This window comes from Citrobacter sp. Ce104 (assembly GCF_030334595.1).
Taxonomy (GTDB): domain Bacteria; phylum Pseudomonadota; class Gammaproteobacteria; order Enterobacterales; family Enterobacteriaceae; genus Citrobacter; species Citrobacter europaeus.
In genome coordinates, this window is the sequence record NZ_JAOWDP010000056.1 from 33,651 (window position 1) to 52,761 (window position 19,111).

At 55.7% G+C, this 19,111-nt stretch carries 8 protein-coding genes and 1 other RNA gene; 2 read left to right on the plus strand and 7 right to left on the minus strand.

All coding sequences use genetic code 11. The annotated features are described in order from the left end of the window. Positions 1-125: 125 nt before the first annotated feature. The 6 genes from ssrA to smpB form a co-directional block, all read right to left on the minus strand. Positions 126-489, minus strand: a transfer-messenger RNA (tmRNA) gene (gene ssrA, locus OGW16_RS06020). Between the two features lie 72 nt (positions 490-561). Then, on the minus strand, positions 562-1,725 hold the full coding sequence (locus OGW16_RS06025; RefSeq protein ID WP_087050841.1) for a beta-barrel domain-containing protein: 1,164 nt from the start codon (positions 1,723-1,725) through the stop codon (positions 562-564). Positions 1,726-1,732: 7 nt separating this feature from the next. Next, complete coding sequence (locus OGW16_RS06030; protein ID WP_213733790.1) at positions 1,733-3,919, minus strand: type I secretion system permease/ATPase; 2,187 nt, start codon at positions 3,917-3,919, stop codon at positions 1,733-1,735. Continuing rightward, positions 3,916-5,325: a TolC family outer membrane protein gene (locus OGW16_RS06035; RefSeq protein WP_043017242.1), complete on the minus strand. Its 1,410-nt coding sequence runs from the start codon at positions 5,323-5,325 to the stop codon at positions 3,916-3,918. Before OGW16_RS06035 ends, OGW16_RS06030 begins: the two co-directional genes overlap by 4 nt. Before the next feature lie 100 nt (positions 5,326-5,425). After that, the gene (locus OGW16_RS06040; RefSeq protein WP_286518085.1) at positions 5,426-16,678 is read right to left on the minus strand and encodes a BapA/Bap/LapF family large adhesin; all 11,253 of its coding nucleotides are present in this window, start codon (positions 16,676-16,678) and stop codon (positions 5,426-5,428) included. Positions 16,679-17,259: 581 nt separating this feature from the next. After that, positions 17,260-17,742 carry an SsrA-binding protein SmpB gene (gene smpB / locus OGW16_RS06045; RefSeq protein WP_043017973.1) on the minus strand — a complete coding sequence of 161 codons (483 nt, stop codon included), beginning with the start codon at positions 17,740-17,742 and terminating at the stop codon, positions 17,260-17,262. A gap of 154 nt (positions 17,743-17,896) precedes the next feature. Between smpB and ratA the strand changes: the two genes are divergently transcribed. Both ratA and OGW16_RS06055 read left to right on the plus strand, forming a co-directional pair. After that, on the plus strand, positions 17,897-18,340 hold the full coding sequence (gene ratA / locus OGW16_RS06050; RefSeq protein WP_003031213.1) for a type II toxin-antitoxin system toxin RatA: 444 nt from the start codon (positions 17,897-17,899) through the stop codon (positions 18,338-18,340). Next, a complete protein-coding gene (locus OGW16_RS06055; protein ID WP_003839823.1) occupies positions 18,324-18,620 on the plus strand; it encodes an RnfH family protein in 297 nt (98 codons plus the stop codon). The genes ratA and OGW16_RS06055 overlap by 17 nt, the downstream gene beginning before the upstream one ends. A gap of 49 nt (positions 18,621-18,669) precedes the next feature. Here the strand turns inward: OGW16_RS06055 and bamE are convergent, their stop codons facing one another. Continuing rightward, positions 18,670-19,014 carry an outer membrane protein assembly factor BamE gene (bamE, locus tag OGW16_RS06060; protein WP_003826401.1) on the minus strand — a complete coding sequence of 115 codons (345 nt, stop codon included), beginning with the start codon at positions 19,012-19,014 and terminating at the stop codon, positions 18,670-18,672. Positions 19,015-19,111 lie beyond the last annotated feature (97 nt).

The following is a 19,111-nucleotide window of genomic DNA, read 5'->3' on the forward strand; positions in this document are numbered from 1 at the left end:
CAAAACAAGATACATAATGCTCAAGATTCATACAGAGATCATGACCACACATGCAACAAAAAAGCCTGCAACTCGTTGAAGTTACAGGCTTTTTTAAGGTTCATGATGCATCATGAATGAATGTTTGGTGGAGCTGGCGGGAGTTGAACCCGCGTCCGAAATTCCTACATCCTCGGTACTACATGCTTAGTCAGTCTTTACATTCGCCTGGCACCTGCGGACAGACACGCCACTACCAGACTAGCCTGATTAGTTTTAACGCTTCAACCCCAGGCAGGGCCTCCACGCGATCTCTTTTGGGTTTGACCTCTCTTTGATCCCCGTCTTAAGAGCGGAAGCTAGGGAGAGAGGGCTCAGAGCAGGTTATTAAGCTGCTAAAGCGTAGTTTTCGTCGTTTGCGACTATTTTTTTGCGGCTTTTTACGAGGCCAACCGCCCCTCGGCATGCACCTTGGGTTTCGCGAATCCCGTCGAATCCAGAATCAGCCCCAATGTGTTAGAGCAAGTATAACAGACTTGTGACACGCGTGACCAGCCCCCGCAACCCCTAATCCTCAAGGATTTATCGTTCGCGCAGCGCTTCTTTTGCGCGATTAAACGGTTTGATTAAATAGTCGACGATGGTTTTTTCACCTGTTTTTATATCCACTGTGGCAATCATGCCTGGTACGATGGAGAAATGGCGCCCCAGTTTGTTCTGCAAGAAGTCCTGATGGGTGCGGATAAACACGCGGTAGTAGAAGATTTCTGGTTTCACTTTGTCCTGAATGGTGTCCGGGGAGATGGTTTCGACTACCCCTTCCAGACCGCCGTAAATGGCGTAGTCATAGGCGGTTATCTTTACCAGCGCCCGCTGACCGGGGTGGATGAACGCGATATCGCGCGGCGACAGGCGGGTTTCTATCAGCAGATGGTCGTCAAGCGGCACAATCTCCATCATCTCGCCATTAGGCGGGATTACGCCGCCAATGGTGGTGACCTGGATGTTTTTCACGATACCGCGCATCGGCGCGCGAACGGTCAGACGGGTGACGGAATCCTCGCGTCCTTTCAAAATAGCCGCCAGCATGTCCACTTCGGCGTTAGCTTTTGACAGCGCTTCCCGCGCCTGCACGAAATATTGCGAGCGCAGGTCGGTGATTTTTAATCCCAGATCGCTTTTTTGTCGTTGCAGGCGCAGCACTTCTACGTGGCTGGCCGCGCCGCTTTTCTCCAGCCGTTGGGTGATGGCCAGCTCTTTATTGACCGAGACCAGCGCATCCTGCAGTTCCGCCATTGAATCCGCAAGCTGCGCGCGGCGGCTTTTATACAGGCGAGTTTCGGAGGCGATGAGATCCGGCCAGGCGCGCAGTGAATCGGGAAAGACCAGCGGCAGATCGTTAACTTCGGCATTAAGCCTTGCGCTGGAAGCCAGTGAGGCGCGGTAACGGGCGGCGCTCTCCCCAACGTTGGACTCAGAACGGGTGGGGTCGAGGCGCGCCACAATTTGATTGGCCTGCACTTTATCGCCCTCGCGAACCGTAAGCTCGGCGAGAATGCCGCCATCCAGCGACTGCAAGATCTGCTCTCGCGAGCTGGGTATTACTTTCCCGCTGCCGGTTGAGACTTCATCCAGCTTGCCGAAATATGCCCAGATACCCAGGACGGCAAACAGCAGCGTGCTGAGCAGAATAATGCGGCTGGCCCCGGAAAAACGGTGCTCGCGACGGATATCAAGGTCATCCATGGCGGCGTCATGCGGATTGGTTTTCATTTTTCCACTCCCGACCGTGAGTTGGGGCGGGTGCCCGGCTCGCATTCAACGCCTGCGCTTTCGGGGCATCCATGACCAGTTGGCCTTCTTTTAACACCACCACGCGCTCGACCAGTTCCAGGACCGGTACGCGATGGGTGGCGACAATCAGTGTGCGGTTGCCCAGCCACTGGTTCAGGCGCTGAATAAACTCCCGCTCGGTATGTTCATCCAGCGAGGCGCTGGGCTCATCGAGCAGCACGATATTGGGCGATCGCAGCAGCATTCTTGCCAGCAGGATCGACTGCCGTTGTCCACCGGACAAACCGTTGCCGCCCTCCATAATGGGATGCGCCAGCCCTTTGGCGAGTTGTTTAACGAAAGCCGCCGCGCCGCTGACCTCCAGCGCTTCGAAGATCTGCGCGTCGCTGGCGTGCGGTGCGCCGAGGGTCAGATTCTCGCGCAGGGTGCCGAAAAACAGCCGTGCGTTCTGGCTAAGAAAGCCGATGTTGCGGCGTAAATCAGCCATATCGATCTGCGCCAGACTCAGGTTGTCGAGTCGGACATCGCCCTGGATAATCTCCACTCCGCCCGCCATGGCCTGTAGCAGGGTTGATTTTCCGGCACCGTTACGCCCGAGGATCGCCACCCGTTCGCCGGGCATGACCTCCAGACGCGAGATGCGCAGTGGAACGCGCTGATCGTCGCTGTGGTAGCGAAAGTGCGCGTTTTCAAACAGATAATGACCGTGAAAAATCTCCTGATGCACCCGGTCTTCATCGTACTGCGTTTCGGTGGGAAGCTGCATGATGCTGTCTAACCCCATCTTCGCGGCCTTGACCTGTTGCCAGCGCGCCAGCACGCCGCACAGATTAGCCATCGGGGCAATCATTCTGGAACCGAGCATCGAAGCGGCCACCACCGCCCCGGTGGTCATGGTGCCTTCAATGACCATCGGCGCGCCGAACATAATGATGGCGGCGTAGACCAGGCTTTGTACCGACATACCCCAACCAATCAGCCCCTGAGTCAGCCTGCGCGTGCGCAGCCCGGACTCTCCGGTAATGCGGATGTAGCTGTTCCACTGCTGTAAAAAGCGGTTTTCCGCCTGCATCAGCTTGATGTCTTCCAGCCCCTGAACGCTTTCGACCAACACTGCGTTGCGCAGGGTGGATTCATGGGCAGCCTGGTTGGCGAGCACCGCCAGCTTCTTCTGTAATAGCAAACCGGGCAGGATCATCAGCAGGGCTGCGACGGGAGCTATCCATGCCAGCGGCGGGGCGATAAAGGCCAGCACCACGATAAACAAAAAGAAAAACGGCAGATCGACAATGGTCGACATGGTCGAAGAGGTGATCATCTCGCGAACCTGTTCCAGCTCGCGCAGTTGAGAAATGAAGCTCCCCGTCGAACGGGGAACGGCGCTGTTGCGCAGCCTCAGCGCGTGGCTGAACACGCGATCGGAAATGCGCATATCGGCGCGTTTGCCGAGCAGGTCCATTATGTGGGTACGCGCTTCGCGCAGCAAAAAGCCAAACAGCACCGCGACCAGAACGCCGGTGGAGAGAACATACAGCGTTGGATAAGACTGGGCAGGGATCACCCGGTCATAGACCTGCATGGAGAAGATAATCCCGGCGAGCGACAGAACGTTAATCAAAAAGGCGGCAATCATGACCGGCAGGTAAGGGCGGATGTCCTTTAACACCAGTTCGCGCATCCAGTCGGGCTTGAAGCGCGAAATATAGCGGTCGACCCGACTGTCCTTCAGCGCCGACAGCGGGCGCAGCGCGGTAATGCTCACGATCTCCGGCAGAAGTTCTGCAATCGTTAACCGGTTACGCTGGCCTTCTTCGGCGATGATAAAAACATCTAACGTATCTTCACCGTTGAAATGTTCTATCACCATCAGTTGGCCGTCGCGTAGCTCCGCGACTACCGGCAGACGCCACTGACCGAACGCCTGCGTGGCGGTATCCAGCGCATGAAATGATAGTCCCGCCTGACGCGCCAGTTGCGACAGGGCCGTGGCCCGACTTTTTCCCGCAAACCATGGGGCGTTGGCCTGGATTGCGCCGGGCGAACAGGTAACGCGATAGTGGTTGGCAATATGCGTCATCGCCTGCGCCCACTGGCTCAGGGCGTGTTCGCCAATCGTATCTTCCGCATGTGAATCGAGGTCGCTCATAGCTTGATCTCCACCGATTGAATACTGCGGTTATTTAAGGCGAACGCCTGGCGAAGAGAGCCCGTGTTATAGAGGCAGTTCAACTGGAGCTGGCGCAGCTGGTTTTGGGTCTGGAGTTCAGCAAAACGGGCCTGATATACCTCCTGCTCGGCGTTAAGCACGTCGAGCAGCGGACGCGAGCCGAGGTCCAGATACTGCTGCTGATAAAGCTCACGCGTTTGTTCACTCAGCCGCTGCTGGCGACGCAGAATCTGCAGAGCGGTGGCGAGGCTCAACGCCTGGCTACGGGACTCCAGTAATTTCTGCCGTACTTCGAGTCGGGTGCGCTGGATGGAATACTGTGCAGACTCTACCGCGTGACTGGCGGCGTTGCGTCTGGCGGTGAGTCCGCCACCCTGATACAGCGGCATCTCGACCTTTACCCACGTGGAGTACTGGGTTTTGTCGAGCACCTCATGGCTGGGGTATTTGTCGTTGAGATAGTGCTGAACCGACGGCTCAAGAGAGATAGTGGGCGTCATCTGCGCGTTGGCGTAATCGAGGTTTGCCTGCGCCACATTTGCCTGCGCCCAGGCCGCCAGCACCGCAGGAACCAGTTTATCTTCCGGTTTGACCACATCGCAGCTGCTGTCCAGTTTGACCGGAAATTCGTTGCTGATGCCGTTAAGCGAGTTCCAGCCGAGGTAACTCATCAGAGTGGCCTTGCTGCTGTCGAGATTGGCCTGATACTGCGCCAACTGAGAACGCGCGGACTCGATGCGCGCATCGGTTTGCACCACGTCGGACAGCGAGGTTGCCCCTTCATCATTGCGTTGTCGGGTCAGTCGACCAATGCCGTTTAAGGCAGTGAGCTGCTCTTCGGCGGCATCCACCATTTGCTGCCACGTCTGCACCTGGACTATCGCATTGGCGGTTGCGTGGGCGATGGTATCAATGCTGAGTAATACATTCGCCTGCTGTTGTGCGGCTCCGGCGGTTTCGGCGCGAACCTGGCTTGCCACTTTGCCGAAGTCGTACAGCATTTGTGACACCGAAATAACCAGCGCCGGGCTAAAGCCGTGGTCGGTGTAGGTATTGCTGTAACCGTTGTTCATTCCGGCAGAAACTTGCGGGTAATATTTCGATTTCGCCACGTCGATCTGCTCGTTTTGTGAGAGCAGTTTGCCGATTGATTCACGAATAGAAGGATGCCAGCTCACGGCGCGACTTACCGCGTCGTTGAGCGTCAGGCTGCCGGGGGCGGCAGTGCTCAGCGGCAGATCGGCAACCGCACCGTCCAGCGAGGGAAGCATCTGGCTGGTAGCCAGTCCTTCCGGCGTAATAATTTGCGGTTCATCTTCGGCATTCACCCGCAGGGTACAGAGCGTTAATGCCAGCAGCAGGGCAACAGGCGCGACATTTCTCATAGTTTATCCCTTACAAAATACGGCAGCGACGACTGTTATTGCCCCGGACGTCATGGCATCCGGGGCTGTAGTTATGGCGCTTTAACGCATTGCGTTAACGTCAGGGCACAATGTGATTTTGTTGCACCAGCTCATCGAGCGTGGTGTGTACGTTCTCCAGCGTTATGAGATTGGTTGAGTGATAAGTGTTGCCCGTACCGTCGCGGTCGATAGCAATCACCGTGTTGTTACCGCTGGTGGTCACGGTGAGGTAGTTGCCGAGCGTAGCGTTCTGCCCGTTCCAGCCCACCAGCAGGTCGCCGATATCGATTTTGTCGCCCTGGGCCAGCGAGAAGTTGGTCCAGGTGTCCGCTGTTCCGTTACCGCCGGTAGCGTCGTTGGCATTGAGCAGGTGATAAATCAGCGTATCGCCGTAGGCGCTGCCAGTCAGGCGATCGGCATCGACGGTACTCACCACTTGCGGATTCATATTGATGGTCAGCGTAGCGGTATCGGTATGGCCATTCTGGTCGTTAAGGGTGTAGGTAAATGTCTCTTTGGTGACGATGGTGGAGAGCGAGACATCGCTGTTGAGGGCATAGGTGTAATGACCATCAATGCCAATGGTCAGTTTGCCGTACAACCCGTTAATGATGGCGCTGGTCGTGCTGCTCAGCGGATCCAGCGTGGCGGCGCTGCCGCCAGTGCCATTCACCGTTAGCAAGGTATGCACGCTGGCAATATGGTCTCCGTCATAAATATTGCCGGTGACGCTGTTCGCTGTGGAAGTCTCGAAGTTTTGCAGGTCGATTATCGTGCCTTTCACGCTGGGGGTGATGGTGATATTCCCCAGCCCCAGAGCCCCGACGCTGCCGGTATAGTCGAGGCGATAGTTGCCGGGGTGCAGTACTACCCCGCTGAGGGCAATATCGATATTGCCGCCAATCAGCAATCCGCCATTGAATGAGTTACCGGCAATCTTGACGTTGTTGCTGTCATACAGCGCCCAGGTGACGGTCAGTCCGCCCAGCGTCAGACCTGAAGCGACGTTAAAATGCAGTATGGCGTTTTGCACCGCCGTTCCCGTCGCGACTTCAATGACGCCAGTACCATTTTGTGAGGTGGGTGAAAGGAGTTGGGCGCTCCAGCTGGCGTTCCCAACGCTGTTGTCGGTAAACGACCTGGATGTATCGGCCTGGGTGGTGACCGCCATCTGGCTGCTGATGTCGTTTACGGCATCCAGCGCCTGTGGGGTTGCCGTAATGTTCAGCGACGCGCTGCCGGTATCGCCATTTGGCGCTCTGACCTTATACACGAAGCTGTCCGGCGTGTTGATACCGTCTGCGCCCAGTCCGCTTCTCAGCGTGTAGGTGTAGTTCCCTCTCGCATCGATAGTCAGCGTGCCGTACTGCCCGTTAATGGTGGTAATGCCGGTGCTGCTAACGGCGACACCATTCACTTCGGTAATAACGGTATTGGCCGGAGCCGAATCGTTGACCAGCAGGTTTCCATTGGTTGTCGCTGTCAGACTGTCGACGGCGTAGGTGTGATCCGCCTTAATATCCAGGGTGTAACCGGTCAGCAGCGTCAGACCGCCGGAGGCGTTAAGCAGGAACAGATAGTCACCGCCCGGCAGGGTGATGGTGTAGTCCGTTGAGCTACCACCTAACAGCGCCGTGACCCAGTTAGGTTTCACGCGGAACTGTTCATACTGCTGAATAGACTCGTTGAAGCGATAAACATAGAGATCAAAACCGCCCACCGTGACGCCGAGCACGCTGGCCTTGACGGTTAGCGTGCGGGTTGCGCCGTCATCTACGTTAAATTTGATCGGATTGGTTAAACCGTTAACCAGGCTGACATCCAGCACATTACCCAGTCCGACGTTGGCGAGCGTGAACCCGGTTTGCTGTGATGTGCCATGATCAACTGCGATGACCTGCGTCCCGTAAGTCAGCGCAGCTACATCGTCTGCCGCGGTTACCGTACTGGTGGTTGGAGCCTGACCGAGCGTTACCACCAGTTTTGCCGAGGAGTGATCGCTGCCATGCGTCAGCGTGTAGGTGAAACTTTCAGAACGACCATACACCGAGATTGACGTATTGGTCAGGGTATAGGTGTAGCTACCGTTCTGATTGATATGCAGAATACCGTATTTCCCTTGCACATCAATGCCGCCCGTCGGGATGTTCACAACGTTGCCGTTGCCGTCGGTGATGGCGGTGACCAGCGTGCCGGAAGGCGCGTTATCCTGCCCGTTGGCGGGATCGGTATCGGTGATGATATTCCCGGATTCCGTGGTACCACCGATGATGGTCCCTGCGCTGGCTTTTACCACTGAGACATCAAGGCTGGTGTATGCCCCGGTTGCCAGCAGGTTGGTGTTGTAGCTGACCACGCGGTAATCACCGCCAGTCAGCCCGCTGTAATTGAGCGTTACGCCCGAGGCGCCCAGGGTGAGCAGGCTGGCGAAGTCTGGTTTCCCGGTATCCACCACTGTCACCCAGGCATTCAGCCCGGTGTCAAAGCGCTGGATAACGACTTCAAGCGTGTTCAGCAGTGACAGCACCACGCCGGTCGCAGCGGCATTGATTGTAATGGATCCGCTGCCGCCAGAAGCGATGCTGAAATTCACGCTTGCCGTATCGTTCCCCAGTACGTTGGCGACATTCCCCAGCGCATTGACCAACAGGAAGCCATAATCGCTTTGATGCTCGGTGCTGACGGTCACATCGGTTTGTAGCGGCAGGCTGGTGACATTGTCTTCCGCCAGCAGCGGCAATACCGGTGCGAGAGCGCTTGTCGGCGATGAAGTATTTCCCGCCGCATCGGTCGCCGTGGCGGACAGCGACTGTCCTTCAATCTGGCGAACCGGCAGGTTTACGCTGTAGACACCGCTGCTGTTGGCGATTGCCGTCACGCTGGTGCCGCCGGGCAGAGAAATGGTGACCGTGCTTCCCGCTTCGGCGACGCCGCTGACGGTACCGCCATCGGCGCTGATCAGTATTGTTGGCGCGAGCGGTGGCGTGATGTCCACAATCACGCTGAACGAACCGGACAACCCACTTGCGCCGTTGGCGTTGGTTGCAGTGGCGGTAAACGCGTGGTTACCTTCACTGAGCGCGCCGGATGGGGTAAAGCTCCACAGCCCGTTACCGTCTGCGGTTGTGGTGCCCATTAGTACGCCGTTGTTGAACAGGCTGACGATGGCGTTAGCCTGCGCTGTTCCGCTAAGGGTTGGCAGGGTGTCATTGGTGGTTTTGCCCGCCGCGACCGGCCCCGTGATCGTGCCGACGTCATCGAACACGCTGGCAATAACAGGCGCAGGCGGTACGCCGGTAAACGGTGCCAGCACGTTACCCGCCGTGCCGATGTTGCCTGCGGCATCTTGTGCGCTAACCAGCAGCGTTTGCCCACTGATTTGCGGTGGGTTCAGCGTGAAGGTGAAATTACCGGAGGCATTGGCGGTTGCCGTGCCGAGCACCGTTCCGCCGCTGGAGGTAATAATGACCGTGCTGTTTGGCTCGGCAACGCCGGTGAGCGCGGTGCCGTTGGCGTTTACCGCCAGCCCGGTTGGGATCCCCGGGGCAACGGTATCGACCACGATCGCGGCCGCAGACGACATGCCACTGGTATTACCCGCACTGTCCGTTGCGGTGATGGTAAAGGAATGGGTGCCTTGCGCCAGCGCGGTAGCCGGGGTGTAGTTCCAGTTGCCGCTACCATCCGCCGTCACGCTGGTGACAAAACTGCCGTTATCATAAATATCAACCCGCGCGTTGGCTTCCGTGATGCCGTTTAACGTTGGGCGCGCGTCGTTAGTTGGCTGATTGCTGCCAATCGGCCCGGTATTTGGCCCAAAATCATCAATAATGCTGCTGATCGAAGGCTGCGTCGGCGCCGTGGTGTCGACCACCACGCTAAAGCCTGGCGTCGCGCCGCTGGTGTTGCCCGCCGCATCGGTGGCGGTGATGGTGAAGGTGTGCGATCCATTCGCCAGCGGTGTGGTTGGGGTAAACGACCAACTGTTATTGCTTTGCACCACAGCGGTACCCAGCAGGGTGCTTCCGTCGTAGATGCTGACGGTGCTGCCTGCCTCGGCGGTGCCGTTCAGCGTCGGGCGCGCATCGTTGGTCAACTGTCCGTTGCTGAGCGCCGCATTGAACACGCCGCCTGCGATATCATCCACTACAGAGACCAGCAGTGGGACGGATGGCGCAATGGTGTCGACATTAATAGTAAACCCGCCTGAGACAGGACTCACGTTCCCGGCAGCGTCGGTGGCGATGGCGGTAAACACATGCTGGCCGTTGCCAAGTGTGGTGGTCAGATATTCCCAGGTGCCGTCTATCGTCGCAGTCACCGTTGCCAGCAGCGTGCCATTATCGTAGATGGCTACCCGGGCACCGGCTTCCGCTGAGCCGTTGAGTACGGGGCGGGTGTCGTTGGTAAAGGCTCCGTTCGACAGCGTTCCGGTTCCCGGCAACACGTCATCAAAAGCCTGGATAATCGTTGGCGCAAGCGGGGCGACGGTATCAACAACGATGTTAAATCCTGCAGACGTTGGGCTGATATTTCCGGCCGCATCGGTGGCTGTTACCGTCAGCGCGTGGTTACCGTTGCCAAGTTGGGTTCCAGGCGTGAAGCTCCAGGCGCCCGTACCATCCGCGGAAGTAAAGCCGATTAACGATCCGTTATCGTAAATTCTCACCGTGGAATTGGCTTCCGCCGTACCGCTAAGCGTCGGAAGTGGATCGTTCGTGGCCTGACCGTTATTCAGATTACCGATCAGCGGACCGACATCATCTGCAACCTGAGTAATCACCGGTGCTGTCGGTGCCAGAGTATCGACGGTGTAGGTAAAGCCGCCAGAAGGCAGACTGGTATTGCCAGCGCTATCTGTAGCCGTGACGGTCAGAGTATGCAGGCCGTTACCTAATGCCGCGGAGGGCGTAAAACTCCAGGTTCCGCCTGCGCCGACGATGGTGGTGCCAATGGGTTGACCATCGCTCAGCACGGTAATGGTCGCGCCAATTTCACCGGTACCGCTGAGCGCCGGGCGACTTTCGTTGCTGATTTGCCCGTTGGAGATAGGCCCGGTTGTCGGCGCGGTATTGTCCTGAACGGTCAGAATTACCGGTGCTGATGGGGCAATTGAATCGACCAGAACGCTGAACGAGGCGGAGGCTCCACTGGTGTTGCCAGCCGCGTCCGTCGCCGTCACGGTAAAGATATTTTCGCCCTGAGCCAGCGCGCTGGTAGGGGTGAAGCTCCAGCTACCGGAGCCATCGGCATTTGCGGTGCCGATGATCGTACCATTACTGCGAATAGTGACAATGGCATTGGGTTCGGTAGTGCCATTCAGCGTGGGTTGGGCATCATTGGTCAGTTGGCCGTTGGTCAGCAGAGTGCTTCCCGGTTGATCGTCGATAACTGACACAATCGTTGGCACTACTGGTGGGAGTGTGTCGACCAACAGTGAGAATGGCGCTGTTGCCGGACTGACGTTACCAGCAGCGTCCGTGACCGTGGCGGTCAACGCGTGATTGCCCTCGCCGAGCGCCGGAGAAGGCGTAAAGCTCCAGATGCCGCTTCCGTCGCTGGTGGTTGTGCCAATCACCGTGCCGTTATCGCGGATGGTGACTACGCTATTGGCTTCGGTGGTACCTGCCAGGGTTGGCGTATTATCGTTGGTTGCCTGCCCGGAAATGAGCGTGGACGTTACACCTACATCATCGGTTACTGACACAATGATCGGCGCCGAAGGCAGGCCCGTATCAACCGTAATCGGGTAGGGGGCAGATGCAACTCCCTGGTTCCCGGCGGCGTCGGTGGCGCGCACGGTAAAGGTGTGAGTACCGTCGCTCAGGGCATTCTGCGGGGTAAAGCTCCAGTTTCCGCTGCTGTTTACGGTCGTGGTTCCGATGGACACGCCGCCGTCATAAACCGTAATGGTCGCCCCAATTTCGCCAGTACCACTCAACGTAGGACGCGTGTCGTTGGTGCTTTGTCCACTGCCGACATTGCCCGTCACCGGAGCCACGTCATCAGTAACGGCGGTGATGTCTGGCGCGAGCGGCGCGGTGGTATCGATGGTAATGGCATAGTTTGGCGACAGGCCGCTGGTGTCAGCGCCCACCGTTTGAGAGACCGCGTAGTTCCAGGTCGTGCCGTCCGCCAGCGCGCTGGGGATGGTGTAGCTCCAGGCACCGGTACTCGCGTCAGCCGGGACGGTGATCAGCAGAATTCCGTTTTGGTAGATATGTACATCAGCGCCGGCTGTTGCCACGCCTTGTAAGGTTGGCTGCGTGTCATTGGTCGTTTTTCCGTTACCAATTTCAGTTAAACCGGAAGGAACATCGTCGATGATTTGCAAAGTCGGTGGGTGTGGAAGGCCCGAGATAGAGGCGGTAAACGATGTTTCTCCGCTTTGGTTGCCCGCCTGATCCTGAGCGATCGCGTTCAATGTTTCACCCGCCGTCTGAGCCGGTGAAATCGTGACGGTGTAAGCGCCGGTAATGCTGTCAGCAACGGCCTGGCCGAGGACCGTGGTGCCATTTCTGATGATGACGGTGCTGCCCGGTTCGGCTGTCCCGTTCACCAGCGTACCGTTATTATCTATGATGGTTACGATGGGGGCAGGTGGCGCTTGCGTATCGGTTGTTATAATTACCGGGTTGCCCGCCGGGAGGCTATTACCTGCCGCATCCTGTGCGCCAAAAGTCAGCGTATGTTGCACATTTGCAGAAAGCGGAACGTCCACGCTCCATTTACCATCGGCTCCTACCGTGATGTTTAGCGGGATGAGATTGCCATTATCATAGATTAGGATCGTACTGCCCGGAGTTCCCGTTCCGCTGACGGTGGGGGAGAGATCGTCCGTCACGCTTCCATTGCCGAGTGTACCGGTAATCACGCCGACGTTATCTGCAATATCCGTCACCTGCGGGGCGGTAAGCGGTGTCGAATTCACCGTAAACGAAATGCTGTTTGAGGTGCCGCTGGGGTTGCCTGCAGCATCGGTGGCGACTGCCGTCAGCGTGTAGGTGCCGTTGGGCAGCGCCGTCGTCGGTGTGATGCTCCACAAACCATTTACTACGGTAGTAGTGCCTATGACGGTAGTGCCGTTATACAGCGTAATGATCGAGCCGCTCTCCCCGGTTCCGCGCACGGTTGGCGTACTGTCATCGGTTGTGCCGTTTGCTGGGATATCTCCCAGAACAGTGCCTGCGTTGTCATTTGCAGCAGAGATTGTAGGTGTTGCCGGCGGCGTAATATCAATGTTCAGGGTGACGGCAGTCGACGGCTGGCTGACGTTGCCTGCCGGATCGGTTGCGGTGATGGTGACCTGATAACTGTCCGGGTTAATAGCCGTGGTCGGCGTAAAGCTCCATGTGCCGTCCGCACCAACCTTGGTGGTGCCCAGCGGCGTAGCGTTGCCATCGAGATACACCGAAATAACATCACCTGCTGTACCGGTACCGCTAAAGGTTGGCGTGGTGTCATTAGTGTTGCCATTCGTCACGACACCCGTAACCGGAGCCACATCGTCGGTAATGATGGGCGCGCCAGGCTGTGCGGGAGGCGTATTGTCTACCGTCAGGGTAAAGCTTGCCGACGGGATCCCGGTGTTGCCCGCAACGTCAGTCGCTGTGGCGGTGAATTGATGCGGTCCTTCAGGAAGCGCATTTGGCGGCGTAAATGTCCATGTACCATCAGGCTGGACGATGGTGTTACCCAACGTTGTGCCGTTATCTGCAACGGTGATGGTAGCTCCCGGCTCGCCAGTCCCCGATAGAACAGGGGTGGTACTTTTCGTACTGCCGCCGTTTGCCAGGGGGAGAGTGGCGCTGCCTATCAGTCCCTCCCCGGCGACGATAACCGGTGCGGCTGGCGGCGTGGTATCGATGGTTAACGTAAAGCTCCCGGCGTTGCTGGCGTTGCCTGCAACGTCCGTTCCGATAGCGGATAAATTGTGTAAGCCTTCGCTGAGCGGTTGGCTGAGTTGAATACTCCAGGTGCCTCCGGGTAAAACAGTCGTGCTTCCAATTGGCGTAGCCCCATCATAGATGGTGACTGTAGAACCGGCTGTTCCGGTACCTTTCAGCACTGGCAAGGTATCGTTTGAACGGCTTCCGGTAGGTAGATCGATAGGCGCATTCCCAACGTCGTCGGTCACAGCCAAAATGACAGGATCGCCTGGCGGTTGGGTATCTACGGTAACGCTGACCACTGTGGGTGAGGTGGTGACATTACCGGCGGCATCGGTTGCCGATACCGTAAACTGATGGGTGCGATCGCTGAGCACCTGATTTACCGGAACGGTATAGCTCCAGGTACCCGAGTTGTCGACAAGAATTACCGTCAACAGCTGAATGCCATCGTACAGGCTCACCAGTGAACCTGGTTCACCAGTACCCGAGATGGTTGGCGTATTGTCGTTGGTGATCCAACCGTTGTTTGCCACACTACCCGTAATGCTGCCAACATCATCGTTAACCAACGTTATCACTGGAACTGTGGGTGCAATGGTATCGACAATAATTTTCCAGCTTGCCGCGCTGCTGGCGTTATTCGCGGCGTCTGTGGCGGTCACCGTGAAGATGTGAGCGCCCTCGCCCAGCGCCGAGGCTGGCGTATAGTCCCAGTTACCGTTGATATCAGCGGTAACGGTCGTCAGCAGGATGCCGTTATCGTAAATTTTGACCTGAGAACCTGCTTCGGCGGTGCCTTCCAGTTTAGGTTTGCTGTCGTTAGTGACGTCGCCGTTATCGAGAGGGCCCTGGTACATGGGCTGGTCATCCGTCACGGCGGTAATGATGGGTGTTCCGGGGGCTGTGATATCCGGCGCCAGCGCGGAAGTCGGCTGACTCTCGTTATTGCTGCTGTCCGTTGCGGTGACGTTTACCGTTTCGCCGTTCTTTTGCGATGGCGTAATCGACACGGCGAAGTTGCCGCCGCTGTCAGCCTGGCCTACGCCAATCTGATTACCGTTGCTGTCTTTGACGGTGACGGTGCTTCCTGCTTCAGCTTGTCCACTCACAGACCCGCCGTCACCGGCGACGATAACGCCAGTAGGCGCATCAGGTGCCGTGGTATCCGGTGCGGTAATCGCGCTGTTGCCGCTGGTATTGCCAGCCGCATCCGTCGCGTTGGCGACAAGATGTTCTCCGTTGGTCTGCGGCGGAAGCAGCGTGGCGGTGAAACTTCCGTTCGGGCCGGCGGTTGTCGTTCCAATAATTGTGCCATCTGGGCCCAGAATATGTACCGTGCTATTGGATTCTGCGGTGCCGGTAACCTGATCGCCAGTGGGATTTATCAGCAAGTTAGCCGGCGGCTGCGGGGCCGTGATGTCTGGCGCAAGTGCAGTTTCCGGTGGGCTTGGGTTTCCGGCTGGATCGGTGGCGATAGCGGTAATGGTTTCGCCATTGGTCTGTGGCGGGTTAATGGTAATGGTAAATGCGCCATCCGTTCCGGCGACGCCGCTGCCGATCTGAACATTATTGCCGTCGGTAATAACCACGGTATTGCCCGGCTCAGTTGTCCCGGTGACGACGCTACCATCAGCGGAAACGCTGACATCGTCCGGCGCTGGCGGTGGCAGAGTGTCAATGCTGATATTAAATGCCGCCGACATACCTCCTGTCCCTGACTGGTTTGTCGCCGTGGCGCTGAAGGCGTGTGGGCCGTCAGGCAAGAGCGTAGCGGAGGTCCAGGTCCAGTTGCCGCTGGTATCGGCAAGCACGCTTACAACAAACACCCCGTTGTTATAAATATTAACCGTGCTGTTGGCATCAGCAGTACCCGAGAGCGTAGGCGTTGGGTCGTTAGTGGCCTGATTATTGTTCAATGGTCCGGTTGAAGGGGCAACATCATCCATAATGCTGACGATAACGGGTACGCCCGGGTAGCCAGAGTTGGTGGCATTGAAGGACGTGTCTGGCCCGACGTTGCCTGCCTGGTCCTGAATCTTCGCGATCAGGGCTTCACCGTGCGTCTGTGAGGGAGAAATCGCGATCGAGAAATTACCGGTTTGATCAACGGTGGTTGAACCTAAAACCTGATTATTGCTGCCGATAATAATGACCAGGCTTCCCGCTTCCGCGCTCCCGGTCACCGTTGTACCTTCCGGATTAACGGAGGAAATGACCGCGGCGGCAGGCGGGGTAGTATCAACTTTGAATGTCGGCACGCTCGTTTCCGCGCTGACGTTACCCGCGGCGTCAGTTTGCGTCAGCGTCAGATTGTGAACGCCGTCGCTGAGCGGCGTGTCCGGTGTAAACGTCCAGTTACCATCGTCATCCACCTGAACCATGCCAATCAGAATGCCATTATCAGAAATGCTGATAAAACTACCTGCCTCGCCTGTGCCTGTGAGAGTTGGCGTGGCATCGTCGGTTATGCCGTTATTGGCGATAAGTCCGGTGATGGAACCAACATTGTCGATTTCCTGCGTGACAACAGGGGCATCGGGGGCAAGCGTATCGACAATAATCTCCCAACTGTCCGACATGCCGCTGCTGCCCGTACCGTCTGATGCACTGACGGTAAACTGGTGGGTACCGTCTGCGAGCGGAGATGATGGCGTAAACGACCAGTTGCCGTTGGCATCAATAGTGACCTGACCTATTTCGACGCCGTTATCAAAAATATGCAATGTGGCATTTGCGGGACCGGTGCCCTGCAGAGTGGGCGTATTATCGTTGGTGGATTCCTGCTGATTAACAGGACCAGTAATCAGCTCCTGGTTATCGATTACGCTGGTAATAACGGGTACGTCAGGCATGTTAGGGGTTGTCGTTGGCGGTGTGCCGCCATCGGCGTCGCCACTACCGTTCCCACCGTTACCTTCACCATTACCTTCACCATTGCCGTTACCTTCACCGTTGCCGTTGCCGTTGCCGTTCCCACCACTACCGTTCCCGGCGTTATTATCACTTCCTCCACCGCCGCCGCCGCCACCACCACCCGCAGCAAGGCCAATTCCGCCCGCGACCGCGATCCCGCCAAGAACCCACGGCCAGACGGCGCCGCCTTCATGGCTACCTTCGGCCGTCATCAGCGGAGTGAGATCGTCCAGATGCTGGAAATGGAATGCCCCGTCAGTATCCTGAACCCACCATAGCGCGCCATTGCTGTCTTCCAGAACAAGCTGGTTTTGCGCATCACCTTTTCCGACATAGAAGTTTTTAATGGTGATGGTTTCACCTGAGCGGAGTGTGACAACCAAGTCCTGATTAACGCGTGTCAGTTGGCTCACCTCCTCACGTGACACCGACAGTTTCACGATAGAAGGCGAACTGAGCGTAACTTCAGAGGATTCAACATTTGTGGAAACGCCAGTTAATTTTGATACAACGGCGAGTAGACGCATATGTTCACTCCTGATGGCATGCCGGGAGTATTAATCCGCAACAGCGCGTTGGGAAAATGAGCAGACAGGGGCCCGTTCATCATAAAGATGAATTTACACATGTAATTTCATTGATTAGGTCAAGCAGATGTTATTTTATTGATTAATTACGTTCGGGCCCTTTGGGTTGAATAGTTCTTTCGTATTAGATGATATAGTCAGAAAGAAAGTATTCTGCAACTTATCCATATTAAAAAAGTATTTAGTGATTTGAAAAGGATACTTTCCAGTATGCTTTTAACGATCTAAGCTATTATAACATATTGTATTTTATGGTTTTTATTTTAGCGTGAATACGCATTAATATAATAAACACCAGTAATAATAGTGTTATTAAATAAGTAAAAATATGAGCGTAATGGTCTTGAACTTTTATTTTATTAGACTATGGACTGCTATCGTAACGTCAGGGAGGTTTATTTCATACCTGAACGATTCAGCACAAATAAACTATAAACCTGGTGAATGTATTGGGTGGGTTTCAATAACTAAAAAATAAGAACCAGCCTCAGAATGAGAGACTGGTCACAGGGAAGTTTCGTTTAGCGGCCAGCATTTTTCATAATACGCGCTTTATCTACCTGCCATTCGCGTTCTTTCACATCGGAACGCTTATCGTGCTGTTTCTTACCTTTCGCGACGCCAATTTTCACTTTGCACCAGGCGTTTTTCCAGTACAGCGAAAGCGCAACGACGGTATAACCATCACGATTCATACGACCATACAGAGAGTCGAGCTCACGCTGGTTTAACAACAGCTTACGGGTACGGGTGGGATCGCAGACCACGTGTGTTGAGGCCACCGCCATCGGCGTGAAGTTGGCGCCAAACAGGAACGCTTCGCCGTCTTTGAGAATGACATAGCTGTCGCCGATGTTAGCTTTACCCGCGCGCAGGGATTTGACTTCCCAACCTTGCAGGGCGAGTCCAGCTTCGAACTCTTCTTCAATAAAGTATTCGTGTCGTGCGCGCTTGTTCAGCGCGATTGTGGCTGAGCCAGGTTTGTGTGCTTTTTTCTTCGTCATAATGCCGCTCAGTATAGGTAATCTGGAATCGAAAAACACCCCATTTCATCCAGCGGGGCGCAAGGCGCTATCTTAGCACGAGTTAGGCTATAGCGTTTTTTTTAGCAGGTGATAAATGGTATTATTTGTGTGATTGATATTGATGGGAATTGTTATGCCTCAGATTAGCCGGACCGCTTTAGTACCTTACAGTGCGGAACAGATGTATCAGTTAGTGAATGATGTTAAATCCTATCCCCAGTTTTTGCCGGGTTGCACTGGTAGCCGCGTCCTGGAGTCGACTCCGGGACAAATGACGGCCGCTGTGGATGTTTCGAAAGCAGGGATTAGCAAAACATTCACCACGCGCAATCAACTGACCAGTAACCAGAGCATCCTGATGCATCTGGTCGATGGACCGTTCAAGAAACTGATTGGCGGCTGGAAGTTTACGCCACTGAGTCATGAAGCGTGTCGTATTGAATTTCATCTCGATTTTGAGTTTACCAATAAGTTAATCGAGCTGGCGTTTGGCCGTATCTTTAAAGAACTGGCTTCAAATATGGTGCAAGCCTTCACGGTTCGCGCGAAAGAGGTTTACAGTGTCAGCGTCGGCTAAAATTGTCGTTGAAGTGGCATACGCGCTGCCTGAGAAACAGTATTTACAGCGCGTAACGCTGCAGCAGGGTGCAACAGTGGAAGAGGCTATCCGCGCTTCCGGGCTGCTGGAGTTACGAACCGATATCGATCTCAGTAAAAACAAAGTGGGTATCTACAGCCGTCCGGTAAAGCTTGCTGATGTTCTGCATGACGGCGATCGGGTGGAAATTTACCGGCCACTGATTGCTGATCCAAAAGAGCTGCGCAGACAGCGAGCAGAGAAATCCGCTAAAAAATAACAGACAATAAAAAAGGTGCTCATTGAGCACCTTTTTTTGATCTTCAAACCTACTTGTTGTCGGTCAGAGCGGGTTTGTTATCAATGTTGGTCAATACGCCGCTGCTGTTAAAGGTCAGCGTCAGCGTTTGCTGGGTTACGCCTTCATGTCCAGGCTGCTGACGGAACACATAAAACCAGGTGTTAGTGCCAAAAGGATCGGACATCATTGGTGTACCCAGGGCATAAGCAACCTGTTGTTGCGTCATACCCGTGCGCACTTTGGCGACATCGGTCGGTGTCAGATAATTCCCCTGGTTGATGTCAGGGCGGTAAACCACTCGCTCCAGAGTGGAACAGCCTGCAGTCAACATCAGTAGTACTGCTGCAGCAGCAGTCAGCGTTTTACAGCGCATAGTGATTTGATTCCTTTTCGGGCCCGAGCAGTACGCGGCTCATATGTAATATGCCGATGATAATAGACCTTTCACCACTTTAAAACCTTTTGCTGTC

Excerpts from the sequence above, each read along its gene's own strand:
- OGW16_RS06025 (WP_087050841.1), bottom strand. The coding sequence starts at position 1,725 with ATGGATGACCTTGATATCCGTCGCGAGCACCGTTTTTCCGGGGCCAGC.
- OGW16_RS06030 (WP_213733790.1), bottom strand. The coding sequence starts at position 3,919 with ATGAGCGACCTCGATTCACATGCGGAAGATACGATTGGCGAACACGCC.
- OGW16_RS06035 (WP_043017242.1), bottom strand. The coding sequence starts at position 5,325 with ATGAGAAATGTCGCGCCTGTTGCCCTGCTGCTGGCATTAACGCTCTGT.
- OGW16_RS06040 (WP_286518085.1), bottom strand. The coding sequence starts at position 16,678 with ATGCGTCTACTCGCCGTTGTATCAAAATTAACTGGCGTTTCCACAAAT.
- smpB (WP_043017973.1), bottom strand. The coding sequence starts at position 17,742 with ATGACGAAGAAAAAAGCACACAAACCTGGCTCAGCCACAATCGCGCTG.
- ratA (WP_003031213.1), top strand. The coding sequence starts at position 17,897 with ATGCCTCAGATTAGCCGGACCGCTTTAGTACCTTACAGTGCGGAACAG.
- bamE (WP_003826401.1), bottom strand. The coding sequence starts at position 19,014 with ATGCGCTGTAAAACGCTGACTGCTGCTGCAGCAGTACTACTGATGTTG.